Here is a 26,838-nt window from a genome sequence, read left to right on the forward strand (position 1 = left end):
CACGACACTAGCCATGCTGGAAGGTGAAGGTCACAGCAATTCGGTTGAACCAATCTCGTCCCAACGCTCACGAGCGGTACCACGTGCCTTAAACCCGGAAATCACATCTCGTGCCGCGGCCTCACTGCCCACGATTTCCTCCACATCGCCGACGAGTGCTTTTAGATCAGTGCTGGTCGACTCAAGAAATTCGACGATCGCTTGCCTTGCTCGCGCTTCCTGGTCGAAGGTTAGATTGTAACGAAGGCAAGCGCGATCAAATGCTTTCACTTTTTCGGACGCGTCAATCGTGAGAATAGCAAGACGACGTTGATTGAGTTCAAGCTGAGCAATTCTACTTTCCAAATTCTCCATGAAATTCCTACAGAGCCATCCAAGCAATAACGTCAGCGATCATCAGTGAGAGGTCGTTTCCGACTATCGGCCTCAACGCATACGTAAGCTTTTCTTTGACGACGTGGTGGGTTAAATCAGGTAATTCCGCTACTTCATCGACCTTGTCAGCGATAACGCCACCTCTCTTCTTAATCGCAAGTCGAGCTGCATCGTCAAGGGTATTGCCAGCCAAATCAATAAACATGTCAGGCGTTTCTCGAATCACCCACGAAACGCCCTTGAGCGCACCTTTAGTGATAGTTCCCTTTAGTCCATAAGGTTGAGGTGATGACACCCTTGGAATCAAGGTGCCGCTGAAAACCTGGCTGTTCAAACTGGCTTCGACGTTCTTACTTTGCGCTTCCGCGAAAGTGGCAGAACCCAGGGCCACGAAAGACGCCAATACGAAAGCCGGAAGCAAGCCGGCGGATTTTGTTACGAAATTCCGAATCATCGACTTCTTCAACAAGTTATTTGATGAATGCGATTATCGCTCGGCGATGCCACTAACCCTACCACAAGTTTTCAAGCCCACCAAGCAATCGATTTGGAACCATGAGCTCTCTACTCACAGTCACGAAGTTCGAAACGGGGTTGGCGCTCCTCCGGGCGCGACTCGAGGATCTCGGCGAGCTTGCCCTGGCCGACAATGATGTGCATCTCCCGGCCGATGCCCGAATCCGACAGCAGCTCCTGGATGTCCATCAAGCGGGCCTTGGAGCCGTTGATCTCATACTCGGAGGCCCCGTCGCGGAACATCCTCCGCGTAATCGCCACCTCCGTGTACTCGATGGGCAGGCAATGATCGGAGTTGTCGAAGGTGAGCGTCACCTCGGCGCGGCCTAACGGCTTGCGCTCCCCGGCACCGGCGAAGATGACATCTTCCATCTTCCCGCCGCGTAGGTTCTTCGCGCCCTGCTCCCCCATCACCCACGCCAGGGCGTCGACGACGTTCGACTTGCCCGAACCGTTGGGGCCGACCACGGCGCAGATCCCCGGCTCGAACTTCATCGTCGTCGCCGACGCGAAGGACTTAAAGCCCTTGAGCGTGAGCGATTTGAGGTGCATTGTGCCGATTCTAGGGGATGCGCCCGGGGCTGTTTTTGTGCGTGGTGCGTGACTCGCGCGGTTGTCGGGGAGTCCGGGTCGTGAGATGGCGCGGTGAAGGGTCGGGGGCGACTGTGACATCTCGGCGGTGAGAAGTCACAGTGAAGCGGTTCTTCACCGTGACCACCTGGGCTTTTGCCGGCCGGTTCTGCTTCAGTGTGACATCTGACCGGTGAGAAGTCACAGTGAAGCGGTTCTTCACCGTGACCACCTGGGGAAACGCCAACCGAAAATCTTTCACTGTGACATCTCACCAGCCAGATGTCACAATGAACTACCACGTCGACTCAGCCGCGAATGCAACCGCCACACTCCCGCCCCCGGCAGCCCTACCGCTCCTCGAACCCCCGCGCACCCTTCGGCTCCGAGTACCGCTCGACGACGGCGTCCACGCGGCCCGGCCGCCCCGCGCTCGAAGGCTGCTCGCGCAACAGCTCCAGCAGCTTATCGACGCCTTCGCGCTGCCCCTCGGCGACGACCTCGACGCGGCCGTCGTCAAGATTCTTCGCGTAGCCCGAAAGCCCCAGCTCGAGCGCGCGCGATCTCGTCCACCAGCGGAAACCCACGCCCTGGACGTGACCGTGGACGAACGCTGTGAGCCGAACCTTATTCACGACGCTCCGCCAAGGTGATGCGGTCCTCAATGCTACGGCGGGTCACGGGGTCGGAGCCGTCCCAGAACTCGACGTTTTTCAGCTCGGGCAGCATGTTGCGGTGGAAGACCGGGTCGACGCCCTGGCGGCGCTGCTCATTGAAGTTTTTCAGCAGCTTGATGGCCACACCACCGAGCGGGACGATCGCGATGATGTTGAGGATGGCGAGGGCGCCGGCCATGGTGTCGCCCAGCGCCCACACCAGCGGAACCGAGCCGAAGGCCCCGAAGATGACGAAGCCGATCACGGCGAGGCGGAATACGAGCATGGCCGTCTTGGATGTCGTGAGGTACTCCAGGTTGGCTTGCGCGAGGTAGTAATTGCCAATCACGGAGGAAAATGCGAGGAAGAACAGGATAAAGGTCACGGCGTGGGCGCCCCACGCGCCGACCGAATCCGCCAGGGCGGTCTGCGTCAGGGTCGCGCCCTGAATATCGTCCTTGCCATAGGTCACGGCGGGGCCGAGCAGCACGATAAACGCCGTGATCGAGCAGACGAGAAGGGTGTCGAAGTAGACGCCCAAGGTCTGCACGAGCCCCTGCTTGACCGGGTGGGACACCGTCGCGGTGGCCGCCGCGTTCGGAGCAGAGCCCATGCCCGCCTCGTTGGAAAACAGGCCGCGGCGCATTCCCTGGGTGAACGCGAGCCACACCGTCGCCCCGGCGACCTCGCGGAAACCAAGCGCGCTACCGACGATGAGCGAGATCATCCCCGGGATTTCCTTCAGGTTGACCGCAACCACGATCAGCCCCAGAATGAGGTAGGCACCCGCCATGAACGGCACGATGACCTGGGTGGCAGTGGCGATGCGGGTCACCCCGCCGAAGATGATCAAGGCCGTGAGCCCCGCGACGACGATGGCGACGGTGCTTTTCACGGCAACCGAGTCGTTGCTGAGCGAGCCGCCGAGCGCCTCGGCGATCGAGTTGGTCTGGATTGCATTGTAGACAAACCCGTAGGTAAAGGTGAGGCCGAGCGAGAAGACTACGGCGGCGGGCTTCCAGCCGAGCCCGCGTGTCATGTAGTAGGCGGGGCCGCCGTGGTAGTTTCCCTCGTCGTCCTTGGTCTTCCACAGCTGAGCGAGCGTGGACTCCACGAAGGCGGTGGCACCGCCGAGGAGCGCGAGCATCCACATCCAGAACACGGCACCGGGCCCGCCGATCGAGATCGCCAACGCCACGCCCGCGATGTTGCCGGTGCCCACGCGGGAGGCCGCCGAGATGGTAAACGCCTTGAACGCCGAGATTCCCCCGTACTCCGAATCAAGGTCCCGGCCGTCGCGGTCCTTCCCCTTCGGGGTCTCCGCCACGGCCCTGAACATGTCCGGCACGTGACGAATTTGGACGAAGAACGTGCGCAGGCCGAAGTAGAGCCCAGCAAAGATGAGAAAGACGGGCACGGCAGCCCAGATGGAGCCGTTGATCCTGCCGTCGAGGACCTCGAGAACTCTTTCCATGCGAGAGATCCTAATCAAAGGCGGCAGCGTGGCGAAGTCAAACCCGCGCTAGAGCGTCTGGCACCCCGGGCAGTAAGAGCTTGAACGGCCACCCACGACGACCCTCACCAGCGCCTCCCCGCAGCGCCGGCACGGACGGCCGGCGCGCCCGTAGGCGTTGAGGGAGCGGGAGAAGTACCCGCTGGCCCCGTTGACGTTGACGTAGAGGGAGTCGAAACTTGTCCCGCCCTGCTCTAGCGCAGAGGCCATCACGGCGCGGGACTGCTCGATCAGCCGGAGCGCGTCGCGCTGCCGCAGGGAGCGTGCCCGGCGGGTGGGTTTGATCTGCGCCGCCCACAGGGCCTCGTCGGCGTAGATGGACCCGATCCCGCTGATCACACCTTGATCGAGCAGCACCGACTTGATCGCGGAACGCTTCGTCCGGATCAGGCGGGCGCGAGAGACGTCGTCGAAAGAGGCCTCGAAGGGGTCGGGGGCGATGTGCCCCATCGTCGTCGGCACGCCGTCCTCGCCGAGGGCGACGTATTGCCAGGATCCGAAGGTGCGCTGGTCAACAAAGCAGAGCTCCACGTCGCCGAGTCGGGCGCGGATACGCAGGTGCGGGCTTACGACCCCGCCGGGTTTACCCACGAGCATCTGCCCGCTCATGCGCAGGTGAATGAGCAGCGCGCTGCCGCCGTCAAGAACGAGCCACATGAACTTGCCGCGCCGCCCCGTTGCGGTGACCGTCTGGCCTGGCAGGACGCGCGCGAGGTCGACCGCGCAGTCGCGCACCGCGCGCGGGTGGTAGACCTCGACGGCATCGAAGGTGCGCCCGCGCAGGTGGGCCTCTAGGCCGCGGCGCACCACCTCGACCTCCGGGAGCTCAGGCACCTATTCCTCACCGGGCTTCGCCGCAACCTCGGCGTAGTGGTCGCGCAGGTACGCCACGGCCTGTCGGGCCGCCTCTTGTTCGGCGAGCTTCTTGTTCGGTCCGACGCCTTGGCCGAGGCTGCGCTCGCCGACGTAGACGTCCGCGGTAAATGTCTGGTCGTGGTCCGGCCCGACGGAGGTGGCGCGGTAGTCGGCGTTGGGGGCTTTGAGCTCCGCGAGGCGCTCCTGCAAAGCCGTCTTCCAGTCCTGGTGGCGCCCAGTGGCCGTGGCGGTGGCGAGCTTGTCGTCGAAAAGCCGCAGGATCACCGCGCGCGCGGGCTCGAAACCGTGCTGGCGGTAGATCGCGCCGAAGACCGCCTCGGTGGTATCCGCCAGGATCGAGTCCTTCTCGCGCCCGCCGGTGACCTCCTCGCCCTTGCCCAGCAGGATGTGCGCGCCGAGCCCGATGTCGCGGGCGACGTCGGCGAGCCCGTAGCGCGAGACTATCGACGCCCGCATCTTCGAGATGTCCGACTCCGGGCGCGAGGGGAACTGCTCGTAGAGCCTACCCGCGATGCTCAGGCCCAGCACCGCATCGCCTAAGAACTCGAGGCGCTCGTTATTCGGCAGCGGGCCGTGCTCGTTGGCGAAGGAGCGGTGAGTAAGCGCCAGCCGCAGCAGCTCGGGGTCCACATCGATACCGAGTGTGGTCACCAGCGGGGCGTGGTCAACGGCAGCGAAGGCCGCCTCCCAGGCCTGCTCGCCCGTCATCTTGGAGCGACGCGATCGGCTCATAGGAACTTCTCCAACCCCGCCCAGCGCGGGTCAATCCGCTCGGCCTCGCCGGAGACACCGTCGGGCTGGGGCACCTCCCCGGTGTCCTTGCACTCCGGCTCGCAGGCCGGGTTGAAGGGCAGGTTCATGCCCATCTCGTCGACGAACGCTTGCTCGAGGTCTACCGTGTCGTCGATCACCGGGAAGACTTCGTCGCCCGAGCCCTTGTCCTCGTCGGCCTCGGCGCCGGTGATGAAGTCCTCGGAGGCGGAAAACACCTGGCTGACGGTGGCGCTGAACTCAGGTGTCAGCGGGGCGAGGCAGCGCACGCACTCGCCGTCGAGGGTGCCGGTCGCTGTGGCGTCGACAAGCACGCCGCTGCCGAGCGGGGTGATGGTGGCCTCGACGGTGACGTGGCCGCCGGCGGGCAGTGCGATCATCTCGGGCCCGATGCGCGAGGGAGAGGGCCCCGACTGGGTGTAGGTCACCGGCATTCCATCGCCGTTGACTGCTTCGGCGACGTTGAAGACAAAAGGATTAGCCATAACAGCCCCAACACTACAGCGACGTGGACGAACTAGTAATCGAGATCCGCGCTGCCGGAATCGGTGCGCGGGCGGCGGGTGCGTGAGCTGCGCTCGACACGCTCGACACGCTCAGTGCGCTCGGGGCGCAGTGTGCGCTCGTAGCGCTCGGAGCCGGAAACGCCCGAGGCGCCCGCCCCGCGCCGCAGCGCGGAACGGTCGGCGGAGACAGTGCGCAGCACCGAAGAGAGTGTCTCTTCGAACTCGGCGAGCTTCGCGTCAACGTAGCTATCGCACTCGGAGCGCAGGCGCGAAGATTCGGAATGTGCCTGCTCGACGAGGCGGTGGGCCTCCTCGTCCGCCCGGCGGGTCACCTCCGCCTCGGAGACGAGGCGTTCCTGATCCGCCAGGCCCTGCTCCACGGAGCGCTGGTATTCCTGGTTGCCGTTCTCGATGAGGCGCTGCGCCTCGCGCTGGGCCCCGGCAATGGTCGAGTCGGCCTCCTCGCGCGCGCGACCCACCGTGACCTCCGCGTCCTCCTCCGCGTTGGAGACGAGGAGGGTGGCGCGCGACTGCGCGTCGGAGAGCATGTCCTCGCTCTGGGTGTGGGCCTCGGAGACGATGCGCTGTGCCTGCTCCTCTGCGTCGCCGAGGATCGCGTCGGCGCGCTCCTGGGCTCCGCGGAGGATTTCGTCCTGGTTGTCGAGCACATCCTGGGCATCGTCAACCTCGACGGGCAGGGCGTTACGGATGTCGTCGAGCAACGCGAGCACGTCGTTTCGCGGAACCATGCAGTTTGATGTCATCGGCACGCCGTAGGCCTGCTCCACGGTCTGGACGAGTTCATCGAGGGCTTCAAATACGCGGTACATGGTCTCCCAGCGTAGTGCCTTTGAGCACGCGAAAAGGTTCGGCGCGCGGGGCAAAACCTGCGGCGCGCCGAACCTTCTCACGCTGCCTGCTAGATCACACCCTGGGCAAGCATGGCATCGGCAACCTTCTTGAAGCCGGCGATGTTGGAGCCGACGACGTAGTCGCCCTCACGGCCGTACTCCTTCGCGGTCTCGTCCGCCATCGTGAAGATGTTGGACATAATGCCGTGGAGACGCTCGTCCGTGTAGTCAAAGCTCCAGGAATCGCGCGAGGCGTTTTGCTGCATCTCCAGGGCCGAGGTGGCCACGCCGCCCGCGTTCGCAGCCTTGCCCGGCCCGAAGCTGACCTTGTTGTCGCGGAATACCTCGATGGCCTCCGGGGTCGAGGGCATGTTCGCGCCCTCGGCAACGTAGCGCACACCGCGCTCAACAAGGCCCTTGGCGTGCTCGCCGTCGAGCTCGTTTTGGGTTGCACACGGCAGCGCGACATCGGCGGTGAGGTCCCAGATGCTGCCGTTTTCGTGGTAGGTCGCACCCTGGGCTTCCTCGACGTACTCGCTGACCCGCTCGCGCCGGACTTCCTTGATGTCCTTGAGCAGCTCAACGTCGACGCCGTTCGGGGTCTCCACCCAGCCGGTGGAATCGGAGAAGCCGAGCACGGTGGCGCCGAGCTCCTGGGCCTTTTCGATAGCGTAGATGGCCACGTTACCGGAGCCGGAGACGATCACCTTGGCGCCGTCGAGCGACTCGCCGCGCGCCTTCATCATCTCGTTGGTGAAGTAGACGCAGCCATATCCGGTGGCCTCGGTGCGCACGAGGGAGCCGCCCCAGTTCAGCCCCTTGCCGGTAAGGACACCGGATTCGTGCTGGTTGGCCAGGCGGCGGTACTGGCCGAAGAGGTAGCCGATCTCGCGGCCGCCGACGCCGATGTCGCCGGCGGGCACGTCGCGGTACTGGCCGATGTGGCGCCACAGCTCGGTCATGAACGCCTGGCAAAAGCGCATAATCTCGCCCTCGGACTTACCCTTCGGGTCGAAGTCGGAGCCGCCCTTGCCGCCGCCAATGGGCAGGCCGGTGAGGGAGTTTTTGAAGATCTGCTCGAAGCCCAAGAACTTGATGATGCCGAGATTGACCGACGGGTGGAATCGCAGGCCGCCCTTGTAGGGGCCGAGCGCGGAGTTGAACTGGACGCGGAAGCCGCGGTTGACGCGGATGTCGTTGTTGTCATCCATCCAGGGCACGCGGAACATAATCTGGCGCTCGGGCTCGCAGAGCCGCTCGATCAGGCCGTAGTCCGCGTAGTGGCGGTCTTTTTCAAGGACGATCTTGAGCGAGTCGAGGACCTCGGCGACCGCCTGGTGGAACTCCACCTCGCCCGCGTTGCGCCGAACGAGCTTGTCGTAGTAGCCGGCTACTTCCTCATCAATAGTGGTCATGCATATCCCTTTCCGTGGATGTGTGGCGCCCGCTGGGGCACGCTGCCTGGCGCGGGGCATTCGCGAGCATAACCGCGAAAATATACCTAACGTTCGGCAGTTTTCTTCCGTGCCCACCTTACAACCCCGCGGCCTGCACGCAATGCCGGGTGGCCGGCCGCCCGCCGCGGCTGGCGCGCCCGGGCTGCGGCTAAAATGCGCGCTGAGCGCGAGTAACACCGCTCGGGTTAAGCAGCTACTACCAAGGATCACTATGACGCGTATCACCCCCGAGAACCCAGCATCCTGCCCGACCATCGTCATTGCCCCGGACGCTTTTAAGTCCACCGCCACCGCGCAGCAAGCGGCGCAGTGGCTTAGCGACGGCGTCGCGAGCGTCACCCCCCACGCCCACGTCATCACCTCCCCCATGGCCGACGGCGGCGAAGGCACCTCCGCCCTTTTTGACGGCGAGCTGATCACGCTGCCCACTACGGACGCAGCCGGCCGGCTCACCGAGGCGAGCTACACCTTCGATGCTGCGAGCGCGACCGCCTACATCGATGTCGCGGCCGCCAGCGGCCTGCCCAAGGTCGCCGATCACCCCGTCGCCACCACCGGAGACACCTTCGGCACGGGCGTGCTCATCGCCGACGCCGAGACCCGCGGCGCGCGCCGCATCGTGATGGGCCTGGGTGGTTCGGCCACCGTCGACGGCGGCACAGGAATCCTCGTCGCGCTGGGTGTCAACCCGCTTAACTCCGCCGGCTACTCGCTCAACCCCGGCGGCGCCGCGCTGATTGACCTTGCAGATTTCGACACCGCGAAGGTCAACATCCCGGCTGCCTCCGTCGACTGGGTCCTGCTCGCAGACGCGCTTGTACCCGCCACCGGGCCCGACGGCGCCGCAGCCGTCTTCGGCCCGCAAAAGGGCGCGAGCGAGGCCGATGTGGACGCGCTCGACCGCGCCCTCGCCCGGTTGTGCGAGGTCACGGGCGTGGACGGCTCCACCCCCGGCTTTGGAGCCGCCGGCGCGATCCCGGTCGGGCTGCACTGGCTCTCCCGCCTGCTCCACGGCAACGACGATCACGTACAGGTCCTGCCCGGCGCGCAGGTCGTTGCCGAGGCCAGCGGGCTCGCCGCCCGGCTTGCCGGGGCCGATTTCGTGATCACGGGCGAGGGCCGCTGCGACTCGCAGACAGCGAAGGGAAAGGTCGTCTCCGTCGTCATCGACGCCGCGCGGCGCAGCGACGCGAACCCGGCGGTCGCGGTGGTCTCCGGCGAGTTTCGCGCGCCTCTCCCCGAGGGGGTTACCGCCGTGACCCTCGATGAATTAGGCGACGATGTGGGCGTCCAAGAGCAGCTCACCCGCGCCGGCGCCCGCGCGGCTGAGGCCTACCTGAGGATCTCCACGGCCCAGGGGTAGATGGAGGGCTGCTCGAAGCGCTCTTCGCGCTCGAGCGCCGCCGGGTCGCGGGGCAGCTGCGCCTTCGGGGTGAGGATGCGAGAGAGCCCCATGGCGAGCTGGTTGTAGCTCGCCGCACCCTCGGCGCGCACGATATAGCGGTGCACGACCGCCCCTGCCTCGTCCGGGTCCTCTCCGCGATCGTGGCGGTAGGTGTCTGCGAGCAGGGCGGCGAAGGAGGCGTCGACAAGCGGGCGCTCTGCGTGCTCCACCGAGCCCGCCGCAAGCTTGCCGCGGCGCACGAGGGTCTCGACCGCTGTCTCAAAGGCCTCCCCCACCTGGGCGGCGGCGGAATCGGGGACGAGGACATCGAATTGGATGGCAGGCATGGATGTAGGTTAGCGAATACCCTGTGACTTTATGACCCTCCCCGTGCTCACCACGATGGCCGACGGCACCATCAAGCAGATCAACCCCTTTTCGGGCACCGAGGTGTGGATGGTGCCGGGGCGCGGCAACCGCCCGCTTATGAGCCCGCCGCGCGACGTGCGGCCATTGGGGCCGGGGGAGCTGACGGATACCTGCAACTTCTGCCAGTCCAGGCCGCTGGCAACGCCACCGGAGAAGTCTCGCATTGTCAAAGGCGGCACGGGGTGGGACATCCAGCGCGACCTGCTGCCCGATCAGCTCGGGGCGAGCGTGGCGGAGTTCCGGCGCGTCCCCAACCTCTTCGAGATCGTCTCCTACGACTACTGGAGCAAAAACTACGGCTACGAGATGCCGTCGGCGCGACGCCGCCACATGGAGCGCTACCTGGGAGATCCGGCCGGGCGCGCACACGTCCTCGACATCGTGCGCACGCGGCTGCGCGCGAGCGGGCTCGACGCCTCGCGTGACGACGCCTCCTTGCTCGCCCACGCCCCCGCCTACTTCGCCGGTGGCCACGACGTCATCATTGCCAGGCGCCACTTCTCCGAGGGGGCGAGCGATACCTCTCAGCTCGCTTCCTCGGGCACGCTGACCCCAGAGGAGCACTACGCCTACATCGCATTGACCATCGACGCGATGCGCGACCTCTACGACCTCAACCGCTACGTGCCGTACGTGGCGGTGTTCCAGAACTGGCTCTCAGCGGCGGGTGCCTCCTTCGACCACCTGCACAAACAGCTCGTCGCCATCGACGAGCGCGGAGTGCAATCCGACACCGAGATCGCCACACTGCGCCGCAACCCCAACATGTATAACGAGTGGGGCGTCAACTACGCGTTCTACAACAACCTCGTCATCGCCGAGAATGACCACGCTATCCTCATCGCCGGCATCGGCCACCGCTACCCCACCGTGAGCATCTACTCGACGTCGGCAACCTGCGAGCCGTGGAAGCTCAGCGAGGAAGAGGCACGCGGGTTCTCCGACCTGCTCCACGCCGCCCACGCCGCCACCGGCGCGGGCGTGGCTAGCAACGAGGAGTGGCACCACAAGCCAATCGACCTCGATATGCCCATGCCCCTGCGGGTGAACCTGAAGTGGAGGGTATCCACGCTGGCCGGGTTCGAGGGCGGGACGAAGATCTACGTCAACACGCTCTCCCCGCACGACATCAGGGATAGGATGGTTGCCAGCCTGTATCAGCTGCGGGAGGCTGGCGCGATAGCGCCGGGGATTCGCATAGCTACCGAATGCCGCCCGGCGCGAAACGTATTGCGCTACAACCCGTGGCTGCGCGCAAGCGAGACGTAGAAGGAAGAGATTTTGTGAGTGATAAAGCCAGGGTTCGTGAGATCGTCAACAGCTACACCGTCGACCCGGTGTGGCAGCGCCGCCTCTACGAGATTCTCCACTCCAACCCCGAGCTTTCCATGCAAGAAGAGGAGACGCACCGCCGGATCCTCACCGAGCTCAAACGCTTCGACTGCGAGATCATCGCCCCGATCGGCGGCTTCGGCGTCGTCGCCATCTTCCGCAACGGTGAGGGCCCTCGCGTGCTCTTCCGCGCCGACTTCGACGCGCTGCCCGTCACGGAGGCCACCGGCGTGACCTTCGCCTCGCACAAGGTGGTCACCGGCCGAGACGGAAAGCACGTGGGCACCATGCACGCCTGCGGCCACGACGTGCACACCGCGGCGCTGCTGGGGCTTTGCGACTTCATGGACAACACCCGCGCGGACTGGGCGGGGACGTTTATCGCGCTGTTTCAGCCGGGCGAGGAGACCTCGGAGGGGGCGATGAGCATGGTCGACGACGACCTGACAACCCGCGTCCCCCGCCCCGACATCTGCCTCGGCCAGCACGTCATGCCCGGCCGCGCCGGCCAGGTGATGTCCAAGGCGGGCCCGCAGTTCGCCGCCTGCGACTCGATCCGGATCACCATCCCGGGCCGCAGCGCCCACGGCTCGATGCCGCATAACGCCATCGACCCCACCTTTACCGCGGCGATGATCATTGCCAGGCTGCAGGGCATCGTCGGCCGCGAGGTCGACCCCAACGACTTCGCCGTGATCAGCGTGGGCACCATGCAGGCGGGCTCGGTCACCAACATCATCCCGGCGACCGCGGAGCTGACGTTGAACTGCCGCTTCTACTCCGATAAGACGAAGGGGAAGATCTACGGCTCCATCGAGCGGGTCGTCCACGCCGAGGTGCTCGCCTCCGGCATAACTGACAAGCCCACAATCGAGTACTTCGCCCACGGCGAGATGCTCACCAACGACCCCACCGTCTTCCACCGGGTGCGCCCCTACTTCGACGCCGTCTTCGGCACCGACTCGGTCAACGCCCCGCGCAAGACGGTCTCCGAGGACTTCCCTTTCATTCCCATGGCGTTTGGCGTTCCCTACTTCTTCTGGCTCATCGGCTGCACGCCGCGCGAGCAGTGGGACGCCGCCGTGGCCGCCGACCGCGTCGCCGAGGATATCCCGGTCAACCACATGGCAACGTTCTTGCCGGAGTACGAGCCGACCATCGAGGCCGCCAACCGCGCGGCGGCCACAGCGGTGCTCACGTTTATGGCGCGGTAGGTGGCTGCCTCGGCGGTCTTCTCGCCGCCTCTGGAAAATTCATACTTCCACAGGCAGATAGATCGCCACACCATTTGGGTATCATCTTTCGCGACGGCGATATATCTGCTTCTGCAGGTATGCCTTTGCCAGAGAGACACGCGCCCCCCGCCCCAACCCCCACTCCGGCGGGTAGGCTCGTGGCTGCATGTCTAGCCGAACTGCAGCAGGAGGCACCCAGATGACCGACCACGCAACGCCCCACGACAACCCCTCGTTCTCCCAATCGATCCCCGGCCATGTCCGCGGGTTCTCGGGGGCGAGGCCGGAGAACTCCACGGTAAAGAAGTATTGGACGGGCCTCTCAGCTGCCGTTATAGACCAGATCGCCGGCAATTGGAACGCGACGAAACAGGCCTACGCGGCCACCAGGAGCCAGGCATATTTCTCCGCCGAGTTCCTCCAGGGCAGAGCGCTGCTGAACAACCTCACCAACCTGGGTCTTGTTGATGACGCCAAGGCCGTCGCCGCGCAGCACGGCTTCGATCTCACCGACGTGCTAGAGGCCGAGCACGATGCGGCGCTGGGAAACGGCGGCCTGGGCCGCCTCGCCGCCTGCTTTCTTGATTCCGCGGTAACCCTGGAATACCCGCTGACCGGCTACGGCCTGCTCTACCGCTACGGGCTGTTTCGCCAGGAGTTCGTGGGCGGGTTCCAAAAGGAGCACCCGGACGCGTGGAAGGAGTCGTTCTACCCGTTTATCGTGCGCCGGGGCACGCAGCAGCGCGTGGTCACGTTCGATGACATGAGCGTGCGCGCGGTGCCCTACGACATGCCGATTACCGGCTACGGTACGAAAAACGTCGGCACGCTGCGCCTGTGGGACGCCAAGCCGATGCACGAGTTTGACTACGACGCCTTTAACTCCCAACGCTTCTCCGACGCGATCTTGGAGCGCGAGGCCGTCCACGACCTCACCCGCGTGCTCTACCCCAACGACACCACTTTCGCCGGCAAGGTGCTGCGCGTGCGCCAACAGTACTTCTTCGTCTCCGCTTCGCTGCAGGAGATGATCGACAACTACATCGCCCACCACGGCGAGGACCTCTCCGGCTTCCACAAGTACAACTCCATCCAGCTCAACGACACCCACCCGGTCATCGCCATCCCCGAGCTCATGCGCCTGCTCATGGATTCCCACGGCATGGGCTGGGAGGACGCGTGGGAGGTGACCACGAAGACCTTCGCCTATACCAACCACACGGTGCTGGAGGAGGCGCTGGAGCGCTGGGACGTGGCCATTTTCAAGCAGCTGTTCTGGCGCATCTGGGAGATCGTTGTGGAGATCGACCGCCGCTACCGCATCGACATGGAGGCCCGCGGGATCGGCCCGGAGGAGGCGCACCACTTCTCCCCCGTCCACGACGGCCAGGTCCACATGGCGTGGATCGCCTGTTACGGCTCCTACTCGGTCAACGGCGTGGCGGCGATGCACACCGAGATTCTCAAGCGCGACACGTTGAGGTACTGGTACGAGCTCTACCCGGATCACTTCAACAACAAGACCAACGGCGTGACCCCGCGCCGCTGGCTGCGCATGTGCAACCCGCGCCTCTCGGCGCTGCTCGACCGCCTGATGGGGTCAGACGCTTGGGTGACCGACCTGCCCAGGCTCGAAGAGCTCGCCCACTTCGCCGCCGACGACGCCGTGATGGGTGAGCTTGCCGAGATCAAGGCGGCGAACAAGCGCGACTTCGCAGCCTGGATCTCCCAGCACCAAGGTATCGAGGTCGACCCGGATTCCATCTTCGACACCCAGATCAAGCGGCTTCACGAGTACAAGCGCCAGCTCTTAAACGCCCTCTACATCCTCGACCTCTACTTCCGTATCAAGGACGACGGGGAGCGCGACCTGCCCAAGCGCACGTTCATCTTCGGCGCGAAGGCGGCGCCGGGCTACGTGCGCGCGAAGGGCATCATCAAGCTCATCAACTCCATCGCCGAGCTGGTCAACAACGACCCCGAGGTGTCGAAGTACCTAACCGTGGTGTTCGTCGAGAACTACAACGTCTCCCCCGCCGAGCAGATCATCCCGGCCTCGGATGTCTCCGAGCAGATTTCGCTGGCCGGCAAGGAGGCCTCTGGCACCTCGAACATGAAGTTCATGATGAACGGCGCGCTCACCCTGGGCACGATGGACGGCGCGAACGTCGAGATCGTCGATGCGGTGGGCGAGGACAACGCCTACGTCTTCGGCGCGCGCGAGGAAGAGCTTCCCGAGCTGCGTGCGAGCTACAACCCCTACGCCGCCTACAAGTCGGTGCCCGGCCTCAAGCGCGCGCTCGACGCGCTCGTCGACGGCACGCTTGACGACGCCTCCTCCGGCGCCTTCCACGACATCCGCGGCTCCCTCCTCGACGGCCAGGGCGGCACCCCGGACGTCTACTACGTGCTCGGCGACTTCGCCGACTACCGCGCCACCCGCGACCGCATGGCCCGAGACTACGTCACAGACCCGCTCGCCTGGGCGCGCAAGTGCTGGATCAACATCTGCTCTTCCGGCCGCTTCTCCTCCGACCGTACGATCAACGACTACGCCACCGAGGTGTGGAAGCTCGAGCGCACGCCGATCGAGGGCGAGTAGCCTAGGAACCCTGGGGATTGCAGGCACCGGCATCGCGGGCCTGTGACAACGGTGGCACCCCCGCGGTCACCGTTGTCACTTTCCCCAGGTCGCGCGCCGACCCCACGTCACCGTTGTCACCCCTCCCCGGCCGACGACGCGGAATGAGCCAGTGCGTCCTGCAGCGCCTCCGCCCCCGCAACGCTCAGCGGCGAGGCGGGCTCGATGAAAGATAGATACATCGGTACAACCTCGCCAGAGCGCACCGCCGCAATGGAGTCCGCTCCGGGCAGCGATGTCACCGCGCCCACGGCGTCGTCCTCCCCGGAGTTGAGCACGACGATGACGTCGGGGTTTGCCGCCACGAGCTGCTCCGCGCTGATGTCGAAGACCCGCTCGCCCACGTCCGCGAAGACGTTGCGCAGCCCGAGCGATGCGGCAACCGGCGCCGCCATCGAGGCCGCCCCGTAGCCGTAGGTCGTCCCGCCTTCGAGCCCGGGGTAGACGAATGCGACGCTCCTGCCCTCGCCCACGGAGGCATCGAGATGGGCAATACGCGTATCGACGCCCTTTATCACCGCCCCCGCCCGCTCCGGCACCCCCATCGCGCGGGCGTAGAGGTCAATCTGGGCACCCACATCCGCCCAGCTCGCGGAGGTGATTTCGCCACAAAACCCCGGCTCGGAGAGGATCGGGACCGCCCCGGCGGTCTCCGGGTTGACGGTGTCGCTGTAGCCGACGATGAGGTCGGGGTTGTCGGCCATGACGGCCTCTTTGGTGATCTGGATGTGCCCGGTGTTGTTGAGGCGGTCCGACAGCGACGGGATGGCGTCGAGCTGGGCGTTGACGGCATCGGTGAAGTACTCGCGCGGGAAGAAGCCCGCCTTGGCCACGACCTTGTCAAGCACGCCGAGGCCATCGAGCGTGGCCACCGCCGTGGAGTCCTGCAGCACGACGCGCTCGGGGGCGTGGGTAAACGCAACCTCGCGCCCACAGTTGGCCACGGTGTAGGCGGCCTCGGAGTCTGGGGCCGGCGCGCAGGAGCACAGCAGCGTTGCGGCGGCTAGAATCATCCCGGTTCGGGCGAATGTGGGGTTCATTGTTGTTCCTCTCGTGTGAACGCAAAAAGGTCGCCCGCGCGGTGGACGCGGACGTTGTAGATCGGCTCAAGCACCTCAGGCACGAGCACCTCTCTCGGTGCTCCCGCGGCGGCGACGCGACCGCCGTCAAGGACGTAGACCACATCGCAGTACGCCAGCGCCTGGTTGAGGTCGTGGAGCACGACCACGGCGCCGCCGTCGAACTCGCCCAAGATGTAGAAGAGGTCGAGCTGGTGGTGGATGTCGAGGTGGTTGCCGGGTTCATCGAGAAGCAGGTAGCGGGGGCGCTGCGCGAGCGCGCGGGCGATCATCACCCGTTGCCGCTCCCCGCCGGATAGCTGCGCGATCGGCCGGTGCGCCAGCCCCAGCAAGCCCACCTTCTCCAGCGCGGTGGCGATCTCTTCTTCCCCGCGCCCGCGCCGGTCCCTATGCGGCAGGCGCCCGAGCGAGACGAGCTCGGCCACGCTCATCCGGTCGTTGAAGGAAGGCTCTTGGCTCACCACCGCGACGCTCCGGGCGAGGTCGCGCGGGGAGAGTGTGGCGAGGTCTGTGGCGTCGATACGCACCCTGCCCGCCGTCGGTGTGAGCGCGCCGAACAAGCACTTCAGCAGGGTTGTCTTGCCCGCCCCGTTCGGCCCGATAATGCCGGTGACTCCCCGGTCCGCGAACTGCGCGTCCACCCCGCGCAGGATGGAGCGGTACTCGATACCGCGTGCCTCGATCACAGCTTCTCCCCCGAGCGTGCGACCAGAACGACCAGGAGCGGGGCGCCTACGAGCGCGGTGAGCACGCCAATCGGGATCTCCTGGGGTGCGAGCAGCGTGCGCGAGGCCACGTCGGCGGCCACGGTCAGGCTTGCTCCGAGCGCGGCCGCGAGCGGGAGGACGCGACGGTGGAGTCCGCCCACGAGGCGGCGAGCGATGTGGGGCACGACCAGGCCGACGAACCCGATCGAGCCGGCGACCGACACGACGGCACCGACCACGAGGCAACACACCACAACGAGGAGCAGGCGGGCGCGATCCGGGTTCACCCCGAGGGTGCGGGCGGTGTCGTCGCCGAGCGTGAGGGCGTCGATACGCGTGCCCAGGACCCACAAAGCCAGGCAGCAGGCACAAACCACCGCGATGGTGGCCCACAGGACCGGACCGCGCGAGGCCATGGCGAGCGAGCCGAGCAGCCAAAACATCACTGAACGGGCGCCCTGCGCGTTATCGGAGGCAAAGACGAGTAGGGAGGTCAACGCCGATAGCGCGTAGCCAACGGCAACTCCGCCCATGAGCAAGCGCGCCGCGGATAACCCGCCCCCGCCCCGCGCCAGAGCGAGCATGAGCACGGAGGCGGCGACCGCACCGAAAAAGGCCATCGCCTGCAGCGCGAGCGCGCCGAACACCCCGGCCCCGACCCCGAAGAGGATTGCGCACGCCGCGCCCGTCGACGCGCCGGCGTTGATCCCGAGGATGTAGGGATCCGCCAACACGTTGGCCACCACCGCTTGAAGCACCACGCCGGCCACCGCCAATCCCGCGCCCACCGTCGCCCCGAGCAGGACCCGGGGCAGGCGGATGTCCCAGACGACGCTGCTGTACGTAGCCAGGTTTTCGGGAATCGGCGCGCCTTTGATGTGGCGGGCGATGACCTCGGCGGCAACTGACGGGGGCACGACCGTGGGGCCGATGGCTACGGCGATCACGCAGACGGCAACCGAAGCGGTCGCGGCCACGGCCAGCCACCCCAGCGCGCGGGTGCGTGCGCGGCGCAGCCCCAGCGTGTCGCCCATGCACACCTCCTACATCTGTCATTCAATTGATTATTAGACTATGAGGCAAAGGAACACACTACTCCCCCGATGGATAATGGAGCCTGGGAGGATCCATAATGTCTGATCTCAAGCACACCATCGCCATAGCCGACGAGTGGGCGCCGACGTTTCGCCTGCTTGGCGACGCCACACGCCTCAAACTCCTCTGCTCGATCCACTTCTCCGGCCAACACGCTCTCACCGTCAGCGAACTCGCCGATGCCACCGGCACCCGGCTAGCAACCACCTCCGCCGCGCTACGTTCCCTGGAAGCCGCGGGCGCGGTCGCGGCTCGGCGCGAGGGCAGATCGGTCTACTACGCAATAAGCGACGAGCGCGTCCACGAGCTGCTGCACTTCTTCGGCGCCGAGCACGCGGCAAGCTAGAAGGCTCATCGGCGTCATGTGCCGTTCGGGGCCTGTGGTACGGCTGCGGTGGTACGGCTGTTTAGTTCATCGTGCGCGAGTGGCGGGATTAGTTTAGGGCAACGGTTGGACCGTACTGGGTGTATGAGAGACATGGACCTGCAAAGGAAAGTATGAGACCATGTATAACGTGAAGTACGACCAGCAGACGCGGGAACGCGCGCTGCGCCTGGACCACGAGGCCTTGGGAGAGGGTGGAACCTCGAAGGCGGGAACCTGCCGCAAGATCGGCGCCATGCTGGATATCAACCCAGCGACACTGCACAACTGGATCCGCCGGGCTGAGAATAAAGCGCAGGCAGACAAGACTGCATCGGAGGCGGACAAGGACGCCGAACGTGCCCAGCTGCGCAGGGAAAATGCAATTGAAGGAAGCCGACGAGCGCTTGACGTTGGTCTTAGGCTTTTTCGCCCAAGCGGATCTCGACCGCACACTCACATAGTCGTGGATTTCCTCCACGTTCAACGGCGCCTATAGTCCATCGAGCGGATGTGCCGAGTGTTACAAGAACACCAGTATGCCATGTCACTAGCCGCCTACTATCGGTATCAGCAGCGCGGTTTTGGTCCTACACCAGCAGCCTGGTTCGCTTTGGCTTTGATGGAGGGTAGGATATTGGAGAAGGAAACTCTTTCATGCCCACTGAGTACACTGCCGAGCTCAAGCAGCGTGCCATAGAACTCGTGCTCCACGCTCAAGCCGGCCCTGCCACGGCCCGCAGGGCGGTGACCCGCATCGCGGCAGAACTAGGAGTCAGCAGGGAAACGCTGCGCGTGTGGGTCCGCAAGGACAATAACTACGACCACGCTGGGCTACTCTCTCAAAGAGCGCCAGTGGGCTACATTTCGAAGAGCACTCACTGCCGGTTGCGGGGGTGAACTCGCGGAAGCGAAACGCGCCAACGAGATCCTCGAGAAGGCCTCGGCTTTTTCGCGGCGGAGTGCGAGTGCCCACAGAAATTGTCGTGCGATTCATCGACGATAACCGCGATGAGTTCGGGGTCGAGCCCATCATCCGGGCGTTACAGCAAACGTCCGCGAAGATACCCCTTGAGAAGGCATTACGCCCTCACATCACGGCCTGAATCAGCCCGGTCCATCCGGGACAAGCTGGTCATCCGGGCACTGCGCCGGATCTTCGAAGACAACTACTCCTGCTACGGTGCACGGATGCTGTGGGCGGAAATCAACCGGGAAGACACCTTCGGGCACGTCGCCCGGTGCACCGTCGAGCGCCTCATGGCCGCCGACGGGCTGGCGGGGATCCGGAGGCGGAAGAAAAGGCCGTCGGCCCGCAGCGCCGAGGCCGGTGAGTGACCCGTCGATCTGGTGGAACGGGACTTCGCTGTGACCGCGCCGAATATGTTGTCGGTAGCGCGGATATCACTTACATTCCCACCTCTCATGAGTGGGTGTACGCGGCGTTCGTCTTGCACGCCTACTCCCGTGAGATCGTCGGCTGGCAGGTCACAAAACCATGTGCGAGCCTCGCTGGCCCGCGACGCCTTGGACACGGCCTTTTCTGCTCGTCTTCGCGCTGGTGAAGGCGTTACTGGGCTGATCCATCACACGGATAAGGATGTGCAGGGCGGATTCAACTGGTCGTCGCAACACCTTGAGGTGAGAAAGGTGTTCAAGGATGGCGACCAAGGACTGGAGCATGAAGACCAGCGAGGTCCCGGAGGGGATGCGGCGGCAGTGGCGCGCGGACCGGGCGTTGCGGCCAGCAATGCGCTCTCCGGGCAGACCGCAGCCATCGAGGGCGGTGCAGCGACAATTCTGGCGCCTGATCGCGGCCGGGGTCACGACAGCGGAGGCAGCGCTGGCGGTGGGGGTGTCGGTGCCGGTCGGATCACGGTGGTTCCGTCACGCTGGCGGTATGCCACCGCTGACGTTGACGGAGCCAACTGGTCGTTATCTCAGTTTCGAGGAGCGAGAGGAGATCGCGATCTTGCGTGCTCAGGGACGCGGTGTCCGGTCGATCGCGCGTACCCTTGGGCGGGATCCGGGCACGATCAGTCGGGAGTCGCGCCGCAACGCTGCTACCCGCAGCGGGAAGCTGGAGTATCGCGCCACGGTGGCCCAATGGAAAGCCCAAGAGGCCGCGAAACGACCCAAGACCGCGAAGCTGGTGGCCAACCTGCGGCTTCGCGACTATGTCCAGGACAGACTCTCTGGGAAGGTCACTGGCCCGGACGGGACGCCGGTGGAAGGGCCGGTCACGCCGACGTGGAAGGGGTTGAACAAGCCTCGTCGGCAAGATCGACGGTGGGCCACCAGTTGGAGCCCGGAGCAGATCAGTCACCGCTTGAAGCTGGATTTCCCTGATGATGAGTCAATGCGTATCAGTCATGAGGCGATCTACCAAGCGTTGTTCATCGAAGGCCGCGGCGCGCTGAAGCGTGAGCTGGTGGCTTGCCTGCGAACGGGCAGGGCGTTGCGACAGCCCCGTGAGCGTTCCCGGAACAAACCCGGCGGTCATGTCGGCGCCGAGGTCGTGATCAGCCAACGCCCCGCAGAAGCCGCTGATCGCGCTGTTCCAGGACACTGGGAAGGTGACCTGGTCATCGGGACCGGCCGCTCTGCGATCGGGACCTTGGTCGAGCGTCGCAGCCGCGCGACGATCCTGGTCCACTTGCCCCGCCTCGACGGCTGGGGCGAGCACCCTCCGGTCAAGAACGGCCCCGCGCTGGGCGGCTACGGTGCAGTCGCGATGAACGCGGCTCTGGCCGCTGCGATCACGACCCTGCCCCAGCAGTTACGCAAGACGATCACCTGGGACCGCGGCAAGGAACTATCAGGACATGCCGCGTTCACTCTTGAGACTGGCACCAAGGTGTTCTTCGCTGATCCGCACTCCCCGTGGCAACGGCCCACCAACGAGAACACCAACGGCCTGCTACGTCAGTACTTCCCCAAGGGCACCGACCTGTCCCGCTGGAGCGCAGACGACCTCGAAGCGGTGGCCCACACCCTCAACAACAGACCCCGCAAGACCCTCGGCTGGAAGACCCCCGCCGAAGTCTTCGGTGAAGCACTACAATCCCTGAAACAGGCCGGTGTTGCAACCACCGGTTGAACCTGCCCAGTACCGCTCGGTGGTTTACGGTGAATCCCTGTCCGAGTCGAAGGTCATGGCCTCGGTCGGATCACGCGGTGACTCATACGACGATGCCATAGCAGAAGCCTTGAATTCGCTGTTCAAGGCGGAGCTGATCGACCGGCGAAGGTGGGCAACGTTGACGGAAGTTCTCGTGACGACCTTGGCGTTGATCGGGTGGTACAATAATCGCCAACTGCACTCCGCACTGGCTCATCGCCCGCAGAAGGGAGTGCATCAGGAATGGCCGAAGTGTCAGGCCTACACGGCCTGATCGGCAAGTAAATCACCCTCTACAAAGCCCGGAGCTTGACACCCCGTAGTCAGTCTGAGACGGCACCTGGGAGCAATAGCCGCTAAGCGACGCATCAAACTCGAGGCCGTTCCCAACCAAAAACCCGACCGACACCGCAAAATATCAATGGCCGCACACCCCCGAAGCGGTATACTATCCACACGCCACAGGCCAAGTCAATCGAAAGGAGGGATACACCGCTCCCAGGGCCTTGAACCGGTTTCATCAGTCTGCTACCATCCTAAGTTATGCTGAGATCAGCCTACTGCCATCTCGCTAGACGCCCAACTATCTGTCCACGACTTATGGGCACATTCAGTCAATGCTTTTTACTGGTCCAATCATCGGTTCAGTGCCTTAGTCTTAACGTCGGGAAGTTTGAAAGTGGTTGAAGTTGATATCTACGTTTGTAGACCTAGCGCCCAGCGTTAAGAACGCAATTTAATCGACATAGGACTATTGGATGACGTGATGACTACAATGAAAGAAAATGTCCTCGTAACAGCTGCAAACATCGATGTGCGACGGGGTTCTCGCAGCGTATTTCAAGGCGCATCGCTCGAGCTTGTCGCAGGGAACATTTACGCCATCGCTGGTCCTAACGGGGCAGGCAAAACGACCCTATTAGATGTGATCACCGGGTTATTGCCCCCCGAAAAGGGGGACATCTATTTACTTGGGCGTACACCCCCCCTGACAGATGGAGACAGCCTCAAAGAAATCAAAGTTCTGCGTCAAGATGGGAGACCGTTCAGCGATCTAACAGTACGGGATTTCATCTCGTTTGTAGAGCAAGTCGACGGTGTGGAGATTGATGTTCATCGCGAGCGCTTTGGGTTGAGCACTTCCTTATTAGACCAAAAGGTCTCTAGCCTATCTGGCGGCGAAGCAAAGCGCCTCCAACTCCTCACTACTGTTGTTTCTGAACCTTCGGTAGTGATCCTCGATGAACCAACGACCGGGTTGGATCCCACCTCTCGTGAGATTTTGTGGAATGAAATCAGACGGCTGCGCGATCATGGCGCACTCATTCTCCTAGTTACCCACTACCTCGAGGAGATGGAATCGCTGGCTGACGCCCTGATCTATATCAAGGCTGGGAAAGTGCATGGTCCTTACCCTCTTTCGGAACTAAAGGCGGACTTTGGCTATGTCATTACTTTCGATTTCACCGACGAAGCGGCCGTCTCTGCATTCGTTACTAAGCTCCCATCGGACGCCGTTTACCATGAGGTGCGGGAGTTGACACTACGTATCGACGTCAGAAATTCTTCTGAGGCTCTCGCGATGGTCGCCTGCGTCAGCGGAGATTCATCCGCCCGCAAGCTCGTCCAAGACTTCGCAGTCTCTACGACTACCTTGGCCACCGTTCTCCAAAAACTCGAGGAGGCTGAGGAGCTATGAAAACCGTCTTTCGATACGTCCTCTCTATGGTCGTTAGTGGGCGGATTAACCGCCTAATGATTGTTGGTGCCCCAGTACTAGCCCTCGCATTGGCCCTGTGGATGGGGAGCGGGGCCGATCCCGCGGTAAAGGTTCAGATGTCGCTCTCCATGAGCTTCATCGTCCAGTTGTTCGGCGCCTATATGGCGTTGGCAGGAGTGGTGGTGACGATGCGTTCTAACGGCTCTCTTCTGTGGCTTTTCGACAGAGGTTTCAGGCAAGGGCGAATATTGACAATATTGATGCTGGTTGGCGCCCCCCTCGCTTTTGCTCAATCACTCTTCGTATTACTAGGCGTATACGCATCAGGAATTATCACGACGGATACCATGGGACTTGCTATTCTAGGTGCACTCTTAGAATCGCTGGGGGTATCCGCAGCAGGCATCTTAGTTGGTACGATAAGTCGCGATGTTGCCATCTTGCAATGGGCTAGCCTGCCACTTCTTCTTTTAGGCGCACTGGCCATCAACCTCGCGCCAGCCTTCGGCGCGACCGTTACAGCGCTGGTGCCATTCGGGGTAGGAATGGCGATCGGCCTCGCTGGAGCGGGCCAGTCGGCGTTGTTGGTCGTGGCTCTCGTCATCGCGGTAGGATGGTCACTAGTTTTCCTGGTGGCGAGCAAGAAAATGTGGTCCTGGAGTGATCGTGGATAGTAACGAAGACTCGAACGCGGTCCGAGAGGCTTTTGATATTTTCCATGACTCTTTGTTGTGGGTCGCCGGCGGAGCTCTTGCTTCCCAGGTTCCGTTTTGGCTGCAATATGCGTATGGTAACTTCGGTGCTCGGTTTCACTCTATCGTGGTCACCCCGGCTGCGCAAAGGTTTGTCACGATGGATGCATTGCGTCCCTTTGCTAGCGAGGGTTTTTTTATCGATGACTGGAATTCGCCGATGTCACCCGACCATGTCCGGGTGATCGACGAGATCACCGACGTCGTGGTCTATCCAGCCACATTCAAATTGATTGCAGACCTATCAAGCTTTGCTAGTTCTACCCCACTACAACTAGCAGTGAATGGAAGAGATGACCGGCATATCCACCTTTTTAGTTCCCTACCGCCTGATGCTGAAAGCACAGTAGCGTACGAGCATTTTCGCAGAACTTTCCGTGACCGAAGTAATGTACATCTCTACGATCCAATGACGGGTGGGTCCTTTGTGGGTGATCGCGAGGGAAGGCCTGCCGTCTTTTTCCCTCGCGCTATCAAGACCGTTGCGGAAAGGAGGAATCCATGAAGTCTCGCTGGTGGGGAGTAGCTAACAGAGCAAGAGAAGACACGCTAGAGTTCCATTGTGTCCCGCGACATGAGATTAATGCTTTAGTTGCGTACATACAGGGGATTAGGAAGGTGGTCACGGTTCCAATGCCCACTTTTTACGCCGATACCATTTCTTATCAGACAGGTTATGCTAGCTCGCTCACCGAGCTGCTATTGAACCCGGTGATGCCAGGCAAGCTCAAGCACCATGCGCTGCTCGCTGCCTTGTGCATTGCGCAATCACTCGACCATGGCTCGACCGGAGTGCGCTTATACCCAGCCTTCACCTTTTGTTCGCGCGAGGTAGCGCCAGGCGAAGCGCTAATTGTCTGTCAACCTCCATTTATCGAGCAGATTTCTCCTGGGACGACCATGTACGGCCCCCTCCTAGAGGTAGCGTTGCTTACGCCATCGGAGTCAGATCGCTTTGATTTCGTGTCCCAAATCGATGATGTAATTCCGTCATCGGCTGCCACTGTTCTCGACGAGTGGTTAGAAGAGAAATTTTCCAGAATGTTGTATGCTGGGATCTCCAATGAGCCGGAAACTCGCCGGTACGCCGATGCCCTTACTACTGAACCGCGAAGAGTCAATGCCCTTAGATGACTGGACTGTAATCAAGAACACCATTTATTACCCCGGCCCCCGATTCGTGGAGGACAAGAGTATGCGAGGCGCATGCCACTTGCTCGAACATCTCATTGGGTGTAATTTCTCTGGCCGTGACCATTACGGCCCGGATGGGGCCGTCTCCCACACAGCTCATACGTTTCCAACAGTAATCAGGATTGAGGAAATTCAAGTTGTTCCGCATGCAGTGGCTGAAGCTATTGTTGATAATGAATTCCTAGAATCTTCTCGTCAACCTTGTTGGGGACAGTTTCCGCAGCAGAAACGTTTGTTACTTGATGAGTTGGCCGACTTGGAGCGAAGCCTGGGTCAATCAATCAATGCCGCGGAGCATGGGTCAAGAACGTTTTTTGCTTGCGGATCCGCTGAGGCCATCAAGGCTCTTACGATCAACGACATCTCCATGGTCCATTCGCAAATACAAGACTACAGTATTCATACTCGAAAGAAGAAGGATTTAAGAGATAAAGATTTTGGTTGGACCGACGTCATTTACCCCTCGTCTTTCGCTGAGATGGGGGTACGCACACGGGCGCATCAACTGAAAGAAGAGACAAGAATTTTGCTCTTATCATCGCCTAGTGCTGCTGACACTGTGGACCCGGAGCGATACCCGGCGTGGCCGTGTGATGATATGCTCGTGAGTACAGCGGCTCCATCTGCTGAGGAATATTTCTCCGATATTTACCTCGCTAGCGGTGCTTACCTGGAACGTTTCACAGAAATGGAAAGGGACTAACTCATGTCTGCTATCGACTCTGAGCTTATATATGATGCTCAGCAAATAATTGAACATCTTGATCCTCTGCCGGGTTCGGTAGCCCGAATTGCGGTACAGGAAGGGCTACTCAGCTCTAAAGAACCGGTTTCAGTAGCTGAAACGCAAGAGCGGTTGGGAATCGACAAGCACTCCGTACGGTCCTTCTTGGCGGTGTTACGAGATATTGGTTTGATTACTATAGCTCCTGGATGGGATACATACCGGACAAGCGGCGTGGGAGCACTGTTTGCGGAGCAATCGGATCCTTTTGGAATACAAGCACTTTTTGGTGACACGCCCATCGCGACGAGCTTCTGGAACACTGACAATATCCTCGATACTCTGCGACAGTCTCGAGAGAACCACAGGGTTAGTGTAGATCGCTGGGATTCTTTTGATTCTTCTGCTCTTGCCGCGCAGCGTGCCGCCTTCGAAGCGCAACCAATGGTAGGACAGCTTCCTTTCATGTCTGATCCCTTCTGGGAGGGCGTTAGCACCGTCTTAGACCTTGGTGGTGGAATCGGTCTGCGTTCCGCGGCGTTATCTGCCTTGAACCCGCACTTGCACATCACGGTCCAAGATATTTATCCAGAGTCAGAATCTGTTGAGGGGATTGGGTATCGTCAAGCCTCCTTTTTTGAAGACGTTCCCACTGGCTACGATGCCTACCTTCTTTGTCAGATTTTGGAGGATTGGACGGATAAGCAAGTGGTGACGCTACTACAAGAAGTACGCGATTCGGCCGGTTCCGACGGCATTGTAGCGATTGCCTCTCATGAATATTCTGTATTCGCTGATGGCGATTACGGGGTCACCGCTCTGCGGTTGTACAACGGTATGGTCGCGCCCGCTCGCAGCCGAGAAGACGTGACCACGCTATGCACTTCGGCAGGGCTCACACTCATCGCTTCCCATGAGTATACCGAAGAAACTAACCAGCGCCCCTACCTCAATATCTATCGTACTTAGA

The 26,838-nt window shown here is 62.6% G+C and carries 29 protein-coding genes and 1 pseudogene; 16 read left to right on the forward strand and 14 right to left on the reverse strand.

Annotated elements, in window-relative coordinates; genetic code table 11:
• Window positions 1-30 precede the first annotated feature (30 nt).
• The 10 genes and pseudogenes from C3E79_RS07055 to gdhA form a co-directional block, all read right to left on the reverse strand.
• Window positions 31-354 (reverse strand): hypothetical protein, encoded by a 324-nt coding sequence (locus C3E79_RS07055; protein ID WP_108404275.1) that lies wholly within the window; start codon window positions 352-354, stop codon window positions 31-33.
• A gap of 7 nt (window positions 355-361) precedes the next feature.
• Entirely contained in the window at window positions 362-841 is a 480-nt protein-coding gene (locus C3E79_RS11360) for a hypothetical protein (RefSeq protein WP_146183375.1), read from the reverse strand.
• Between the two features lie 116 nt (window positions 842-957).
• A pseudogene (locus C3E79_RS07065) lies at window positions 958-1,443 on the reverse strand (AAA family ATPase); the annotation flags it as partial.
• 368 nt (window positions 1,444-1,811) lie between these two features.
• Window positions 1,812-2,096, reverse strand: coding sequence for an acylphosphatase (locus C3E79_RS07070; RefSeq protein ID WP_108404277.1), 285 nt, complete (start codon window positions 2,094-2,096; stop codon window positions 1,812-1,814).
• The gene (locus C3E79_RS07075; protein ID WP_108404278.1) at window positions 2,089-3,591 is read right to left on the reverse strand and encodes an alanine/glycine:cation symporter family protein; all 1,503 of its coding nucleotides are present in this window, start codon (window positions 3,589-3,591) and stop codon (window positions 2,089-2,091) included. Before C3E79_RS07075 ends, C3E79_RS07070 begins: the two co-directional genes overlap by 8 nt.
• A 48-nt stretch (window positions 3,592-3,639) precedes the next feature.
• A complete protein-coding gene (gene mutM / locus C3E79_RS07080) occupies window positions 3,640-4,464 on the reverse strand; it encodes a bifunctional DNA-formamidopyrimidine glycosylase/DNA-(apurinic or apyrimidinic site) lyase (protein ID WP_108404279.1) in 825 nt (274 codons plus the stop codon).
• Complete coding sequence (rnc, locus tag C3E79_RS07085; RefSeq protein WP_108404280.1) at window positions 4,465-5,238, reverse strand: ribonuclease III; 774 nt, start codon at window positions 5,236-5,238, stop codon at window positions 4,465-4,467.
• Window positions 5,235-5,762 (reverse strand): YceD family protein, encoded by a 528-nt coding sequence (locus tag C3E79_RS07090; RefSeq protein WP_108404281.1) that lies wholly within the window; start codon window positions 5,760-5,762, stop codon window positions 5,235-5,237. The genes rnc and C3E79_RS07090 overlap by 4 nt, the downstream gene beginning before the upstream one ends.
• 32 nt (window positions 5,763-5,794) lie before the next feature.
• Window positions 5,795-6,613, reverse strand: a complete 819-nt coding sequence (locus C3E79_RS07095; RefSeq protein ID WP_108404282.1) for a DivIVA domain-containing protein — start codon at window positions 6,611-6,613, stop codon at window positions 5,795-5,797.
• A gap of 89 nt (window positions 6,614-6,702) precedes the next feature.
• Window positions 6,703-8,049 (reverse strand): NADP-specific glutamate dehydrogenase, encoded by a 1,347-nt coding sequence (gene gdhA / locus C3E79_RS07100; protein WP_108404283.1) that lies wholly within the window; start codon window positions 8,047-8,049, stop codon window positions 6,703-6,705.
• A gap of 253 nt (window positions 8,050-8,302) precedes the next feature.
• Here gdhA and C3E79_RS07105 point away from each other — a divergent pair, with 253 nt between their 5' ends.
• Window positions 8,303-9,454 carry a glycerate kinase gene (locus C3E79_RS07105; protein WP_108404284.1) on the forward strand — a complete coding sequence of 384 codons (1,152 nt, stop codon included), beginning with the start codon at window positions 8,303-8,305 and terminating at the stop codon, window positions 9,452-9,454.
• Here C3E79_RS07105 and C3E79_RS07110 read toward each other — a convergent pair.
• Window positions 9,424-9,822: a hypothetical protein gene (locus tag C3E79_RS07110; protein ID WP_108404285.1), complete on the reverse strand. Its 399-nt coding sequence runs from the start codon at window positions 9,820-9,822 to the stop codon at window positions 9,424-9,426. The two genes, C3E79_RS07105 and C3E79_RS07110, sit on opposite strands and share 31 nt — an antisense overlap.
• Before the next feature lie 31 nt (window positions 9,823-9,853).
• Between C3E79_RS07110 and C3E79_RS07115 the strand changes: the two genes are divergently transcribed.
• From C3E79_RS07115 to C3E79_RS07125, 3 genes are all read left to right on the forward strand, one after another.
• Window positions 9,854-11,173, forward strand: a complete 1,320-nt coding sequence (locus C3E79_RS07115) for a DUF4921 family protein (protein ID WP_108404286.1) — start codon at window positions 9,854-9,856, stop codon at window positions 11,171-11,173.
• A gap of 14 nt (window positions 11,174-11,187) precedes the next feature.
• Window positions 11,188-12,450: an amidohydrolase gene (locus C3E79_RS07120; RefSeq protein WP_235840580.1), complete on the forward strand. Its 1,263-nt coding sequence runs from the start codon at window positions 11,188-11,190 to the stop codon at window positions 12,448-12,450.
• 220 nt (window positions 12,451-12,670) lie between these two features.
• The gene (locus C3E79_RS07125) at window positions 12,671-15,073 is read left to right on the forward strand and encodes a glycogen/starch/alpha-glucan phosphorylase (protein WP_108404288.1); all 2,403 of its coding nucleotides are present in this window, start codon (window positions 12,671-12,673) and stop codon (window positions 15,071-15,073) included.
• A gap of 116 nt (window positions 15,074-15,189) precedes the next feature.
• Here the strand turns inward: C3E79_RS07125 and C3E79_RS07130 are convergent, their stop codons facing one another.
• From C3E79_RS07130 to C3E79_RS07140, 3 genes are read right to left on the reverse strand one after another with little or no spacing between them, the layout of a single operon-like run.
• Window positions 15,190-16,152 carry an ABC transporter substrate-binding protein gene (locus C3E79_RS07130; RefSeq protein ID WP_235840581.1) on the reverse strand — a complete coding sequence of 321 codons (963 nt, stop codon included), beginning with the start codon at window positions 16,150-16,152 and terminating at the stop codon, window positions 15,190-15,192.
• Window positions 16,149-16,877 carry an ABC transporter ATP-binding protein gene (locus tag C3E79_RS07135; protein ID WP_108404290.1) on the reverse strand — a complete coding sequence of 243 codons (729 nt, stop codon included), beginning with the start codon at window positions 16,875-16,877 and terminating at the stop codon, window positions 16,149-16,151. The genes C3E79_RS07130 and C3E79_RS07135 overlap by 4 nt, the downstream gene beginning before the upstream one ends.
• Complete coding sequence (locus C3E79_RS07140; RefSeq protein WP_108404291.1) at window positions 16,874-17,932, reverse strand: FecCD family ABC transporter permease; 1,059 nt, start codon at window positions 17,930-17,932, stop codon at window positions 16,874-16,876. Before C3E79_RS07140 ends, C3E79_RS07135 begins: the two co-directional genes overlap by 4 nt.
• Window positions 17,933-18,030: 98 nt before the next feature.
• On the opposite strand from C3E79_RS07140, the gene C3E79_RS07145 reads away from it, so the two are divergent.
• The 12 genes from C3E79_RS07145 to C3E79_RS07185 all read left to right on the forward strand — a co-directional run bounded on the left by C3E79_RS07145 (window position 18,031) and on the right by C3E79_RS07185 (window position 26,837).
• Window positions 18,031-18,339 carry an ArsR/SmtB family transcription factor gene (locus C3E79_RS07145; protein ID WP_108404292.1) on the forward strand — a complete coding sequence of 103 codons (309 nt, stop codon included), beginning with the start codon at window positions 18,031-18,033 and terminating at the stop codon, window positions 18,337-18,339.
• Between the two features lie 160 nt (window positions 18,340-18,499).
• Window positions 18,500-18,856 carry a transposase gene (locus C3E79_RS07150; RefSeq protein ID WP_108404293.1) on the forward strand — a complete coding sequence of 119 codons (357 nt, stop codon included), beginning with the start codon at window positions 18,500-18,502 and terminating at the stop codon, window positions 18,854-18,856.
• Window positions 18,857-19,014: 158 nt separating this feature from the next.
• The gene (locus tag C3E79_RS11845) at window positions 19,015-19,257 is read left to right on the forward strand and encodes a transposase (RefSeq protein ID WP_108404294.1); all 243 of its coding nucleotides are present in this window, start codon (window positions 19,015-19,017) and stop codon (window positions 19,255-19,257) included.
• 171 nt (window positions 19,258-19,428) lie between these two features.
• Complete coding sequence (locus C3E79_RS07160) at window positions 19,429-19,695, forward strand: IS3 family transposase (RefSeq protein ID WP_158268476.1); 267 nt, start codon at window positions 19,429-19,431, stop codon at window positions 19,693-19,695.
• Window positions 19,696-20,038: 343 nt separating this feature from the next.
• Window positions 20,039-21,457, forward strand: coding sequence for an IS30 family transposase (locus tag C3E79_RS07165; protein WP_108405021.1), 1,419 nt, complete (start codon window positions 20,039-20,041; stop codon window positions 21,455-21,457).
• A 55-nt stretch (window positions 21,458-21,512) separates the two neighbouring features.
• Window positions 21,513-21,752, forward strand: a complete 240-nt coding sequence (locus tag C3E79_RS11850) for an integrase core domain-containing protein (protein ID WP_158268517.1) — start codon at window positions 21,513-21,515, stop codon at window positions 21,750-21,752.
• Window positions 21,753-22,244: 492 nt separating this feature from the next.
• Entirely contained in the window at window positions 22,245-23,177 is a 933-nt protein-coding gene (locus C3E79_RS07175) for an ABC transporter ATP-binding protein (RefSeq protein WP_108404297.1), read from the forward strand.
• Entirely contained in the window at window positions 23,174-23,872 is a 699-nt protein-coding gene (locus C3E79_RS07180) for a hypothetical protein (protein ID WP_108404298.1), read from the forward strand. The genes C3E79_RS07175 and C3E79_RS07180 overlap by 4 nt, the downstream gene beginning before the upstream one ends.
• Window positions 23,865-24,455 carry a hypothetical protein gene (locus tag C3E79_RS11365; RefSeq protein ID WP_146183438.1) on the forward strand — a complete coding sequence of 197 codons (591 nt, stop codon included), beginning with the start codon at window positions 23,865-23,867 and terminating at the stop codon, window positions 24,453-24,455. Before C3E79_RS07180 ends, C3E79_RS11365 begins: the two co-directional genes overlap by 8 nt.
• 128 nt (window positions 24,456-24,583) lie before the next feature.
• Window positions 24,584-25,084 carry a hypothetical protein gene (locus C3E79_RS11370; RefSeq protein WP_146183439.1) on the forward strand — a complete coding sequence of 167 codons (501 nt, stop codon included), beginning with the start codon at window positions 24,584-24,586 and terminating at the stop codon, window positions 25,082-25,084.
• A gap of 79 nt (window positions 25,085-25,163) precedes the next feature.
• Window positions 25,164-25,847: a hypothetical protein gene (locus C3E79_RS11375; protein ID WP_146183440.1), complete on the forward strand. Its 684-nt coding sequence runs from the start codon at window positions 25,164-25,166 to the stop codon at window positions 25,845-25,847.
• Window positions 25,848-25,850: 3 nt separating this feature from the next.
• Window positions 25,851-26,837, forward strand: a complete 987-nt coding sequence (locus tag C3E79_RS07185) for a methyltransferase (RefSeq protein ID WP_108404299.1) — start codon at window positions 25,851-25,853, stop codon at window positions 26,835-26,837.
• Window position 26,838 lies beyond the last annotated feature (1 nt).

It is taken from the genome of Corynebacterium liangguodongii, from assembly GCF_003070865.1.
Lineage (GTDB): Bacteria > Actinomycetota > Actinomycetes > Mycobacteriales > Mycobacteriaceae > Corynebacterium > Corynebacterium liangguodongii.

Bases quoted from the DNA above. Each gene is read 5' to 3' on its own strand.
- C3E79_RS07055 (WP_108404275.1), bottom strand. From the start codon at position 354: ATGGAGAATTTGGAAAGTAGAATTGCTCAGCTTGAACTCAATCAACGT.
- C3E79_RS07075 (WP_108404278.1), bottom strand. From the start codon at position 3,591: ATGGAAAGAGTTCTCGAGGTCCTCGACGGCAGGATCAACGGCTCCATC.
- rnc (WP_108404280.1), bottom strand. From the start codon at position 5,238: ATGAGCCGATCGCGTCGCTCCAAGATGACGGGCGAGCAGGCCTGGGAG.
- C3E79_RS07090 (WP_108404281.1), bottom strand. From the start codon at position 5,762: ATGGCTAATCCTTTTGTCTTCAACGTCGCCGAAGCAGTCAACGGCGAT.
- C3E79_RS07095 (WP_108404282.1), bottom strand. From the start codon at position 6,613: ATGTACCGCGTATTTGAAGCCCTCGATGAACTCGTCCAGACCGTGGAG.
- gdhA (WP_108404283.1), bottom strand. From the start codon at position 8,049: ATGACCACTATTGATGAGGAAGTAGCCGGCTACTACGACAAGCTCGTT.
- C3E79_RS07105 (WP_108404284.1), top strand. From the start codon at position 8,303: ATGACGCGTATCACCCCCGAGAACCCAGCATCCTGCCCGACCATCGTC.
- C3E79_RS07110 (WP_108404285.1), bottom strand. From the start codon at position 9,822: ATGCCTGCCATCCAATTCGATGTCCTCGTCCCCGATTCCGCCGCCGCC.
- C3E79_RS07115 (WP_108404286.1), top strand. From the start codon at position 9,854: ATGACCCTCCCCGTGCTCACCACGATGGCCGACGGCACCATCAAGCAG.
- C3E79_RS07125 (WP_108404288.1), top strand. From the start codon at position 12,671: ATGACCGACCACGCAACGCCCCACGACAACCCCTCGTTCTCCCAATCG.
- C3E79_RS07130 (WP_235840581.1), bottom strand. From the start codon at position 16,152: ATGAACCCCACATTCGCCCGAACCGGGATGATTCTAGCCGCCGCAACG.
- C3E79_RS07140 (WP_108404291.1), bottom strand. From the start codon at position 17,932: ATGGGCGACACGCTGGGGCTGCGCCGCGCACGCACCCGCGCGCTGGGG.
- C3E79_RS07145 (WP_108404292.1), top strand. From the start codon at position 18,031: ATGTCTGATCTCAAGCACACCATCGCCATAGCCGACGAGTGGGCGCCG.
- C3E79_RS07150 (WP_108404293.1), top strand. From the start codon at position 18,500: ATGTATAACGTGAAGTACGACCAGCAGACGCGGGAACGCGCGCTGCGC.
- C3E79_RS11845 (WP_108404294.1), top strand. From the start codon at position 19,015: ATGCCCACTGAGTACACTGCCGAGCTCAAGCAGCGTGCCATAGAACTC.
- C3E79_RS07165 (WP_108405021.1), top strand. From the start codon at position 20,039: ATGAAGACCAGCGAGGTCCCGGAGGGGATGCGGCGGCAGTGGCGCGCG.
- C3E79_RS11850 (WP_158268517.1), top strand. From the start codon at position 21,513: ATGGCCTCGGTCGGATCACGCGGTGACTCATACGACGATGCCATAGCA.
- C3E79_RS07175 (WP_108404297.1), top strand. From the start codon at position 22,245: ATGACTACAATGAAAGAAAATGTCCTCGTAACAGCTGCAAACATCGAT.
- C3E79_RS07180 (WP_108404298.1), top strand. From the start codon at position 23,174: ATGAAAACCGTCTTTCGATACGTCCTCTCTATGGTCGTTAGTGGGCGG.
- C3E79_RS11370 (WP_146183439.1), top strand. From the start codon at position 24,584: ATGCCCACTTTTTACGCCGATACCATTTCTTATCAGACAGGTTATGCT.
- C3E79_RS07185 (WP_108404299.1), top strand. From the start codon at position 25,851: ATGTCTGCTATCGACTCTGAGCTTATATATGATGCTCAGCAAATAATT.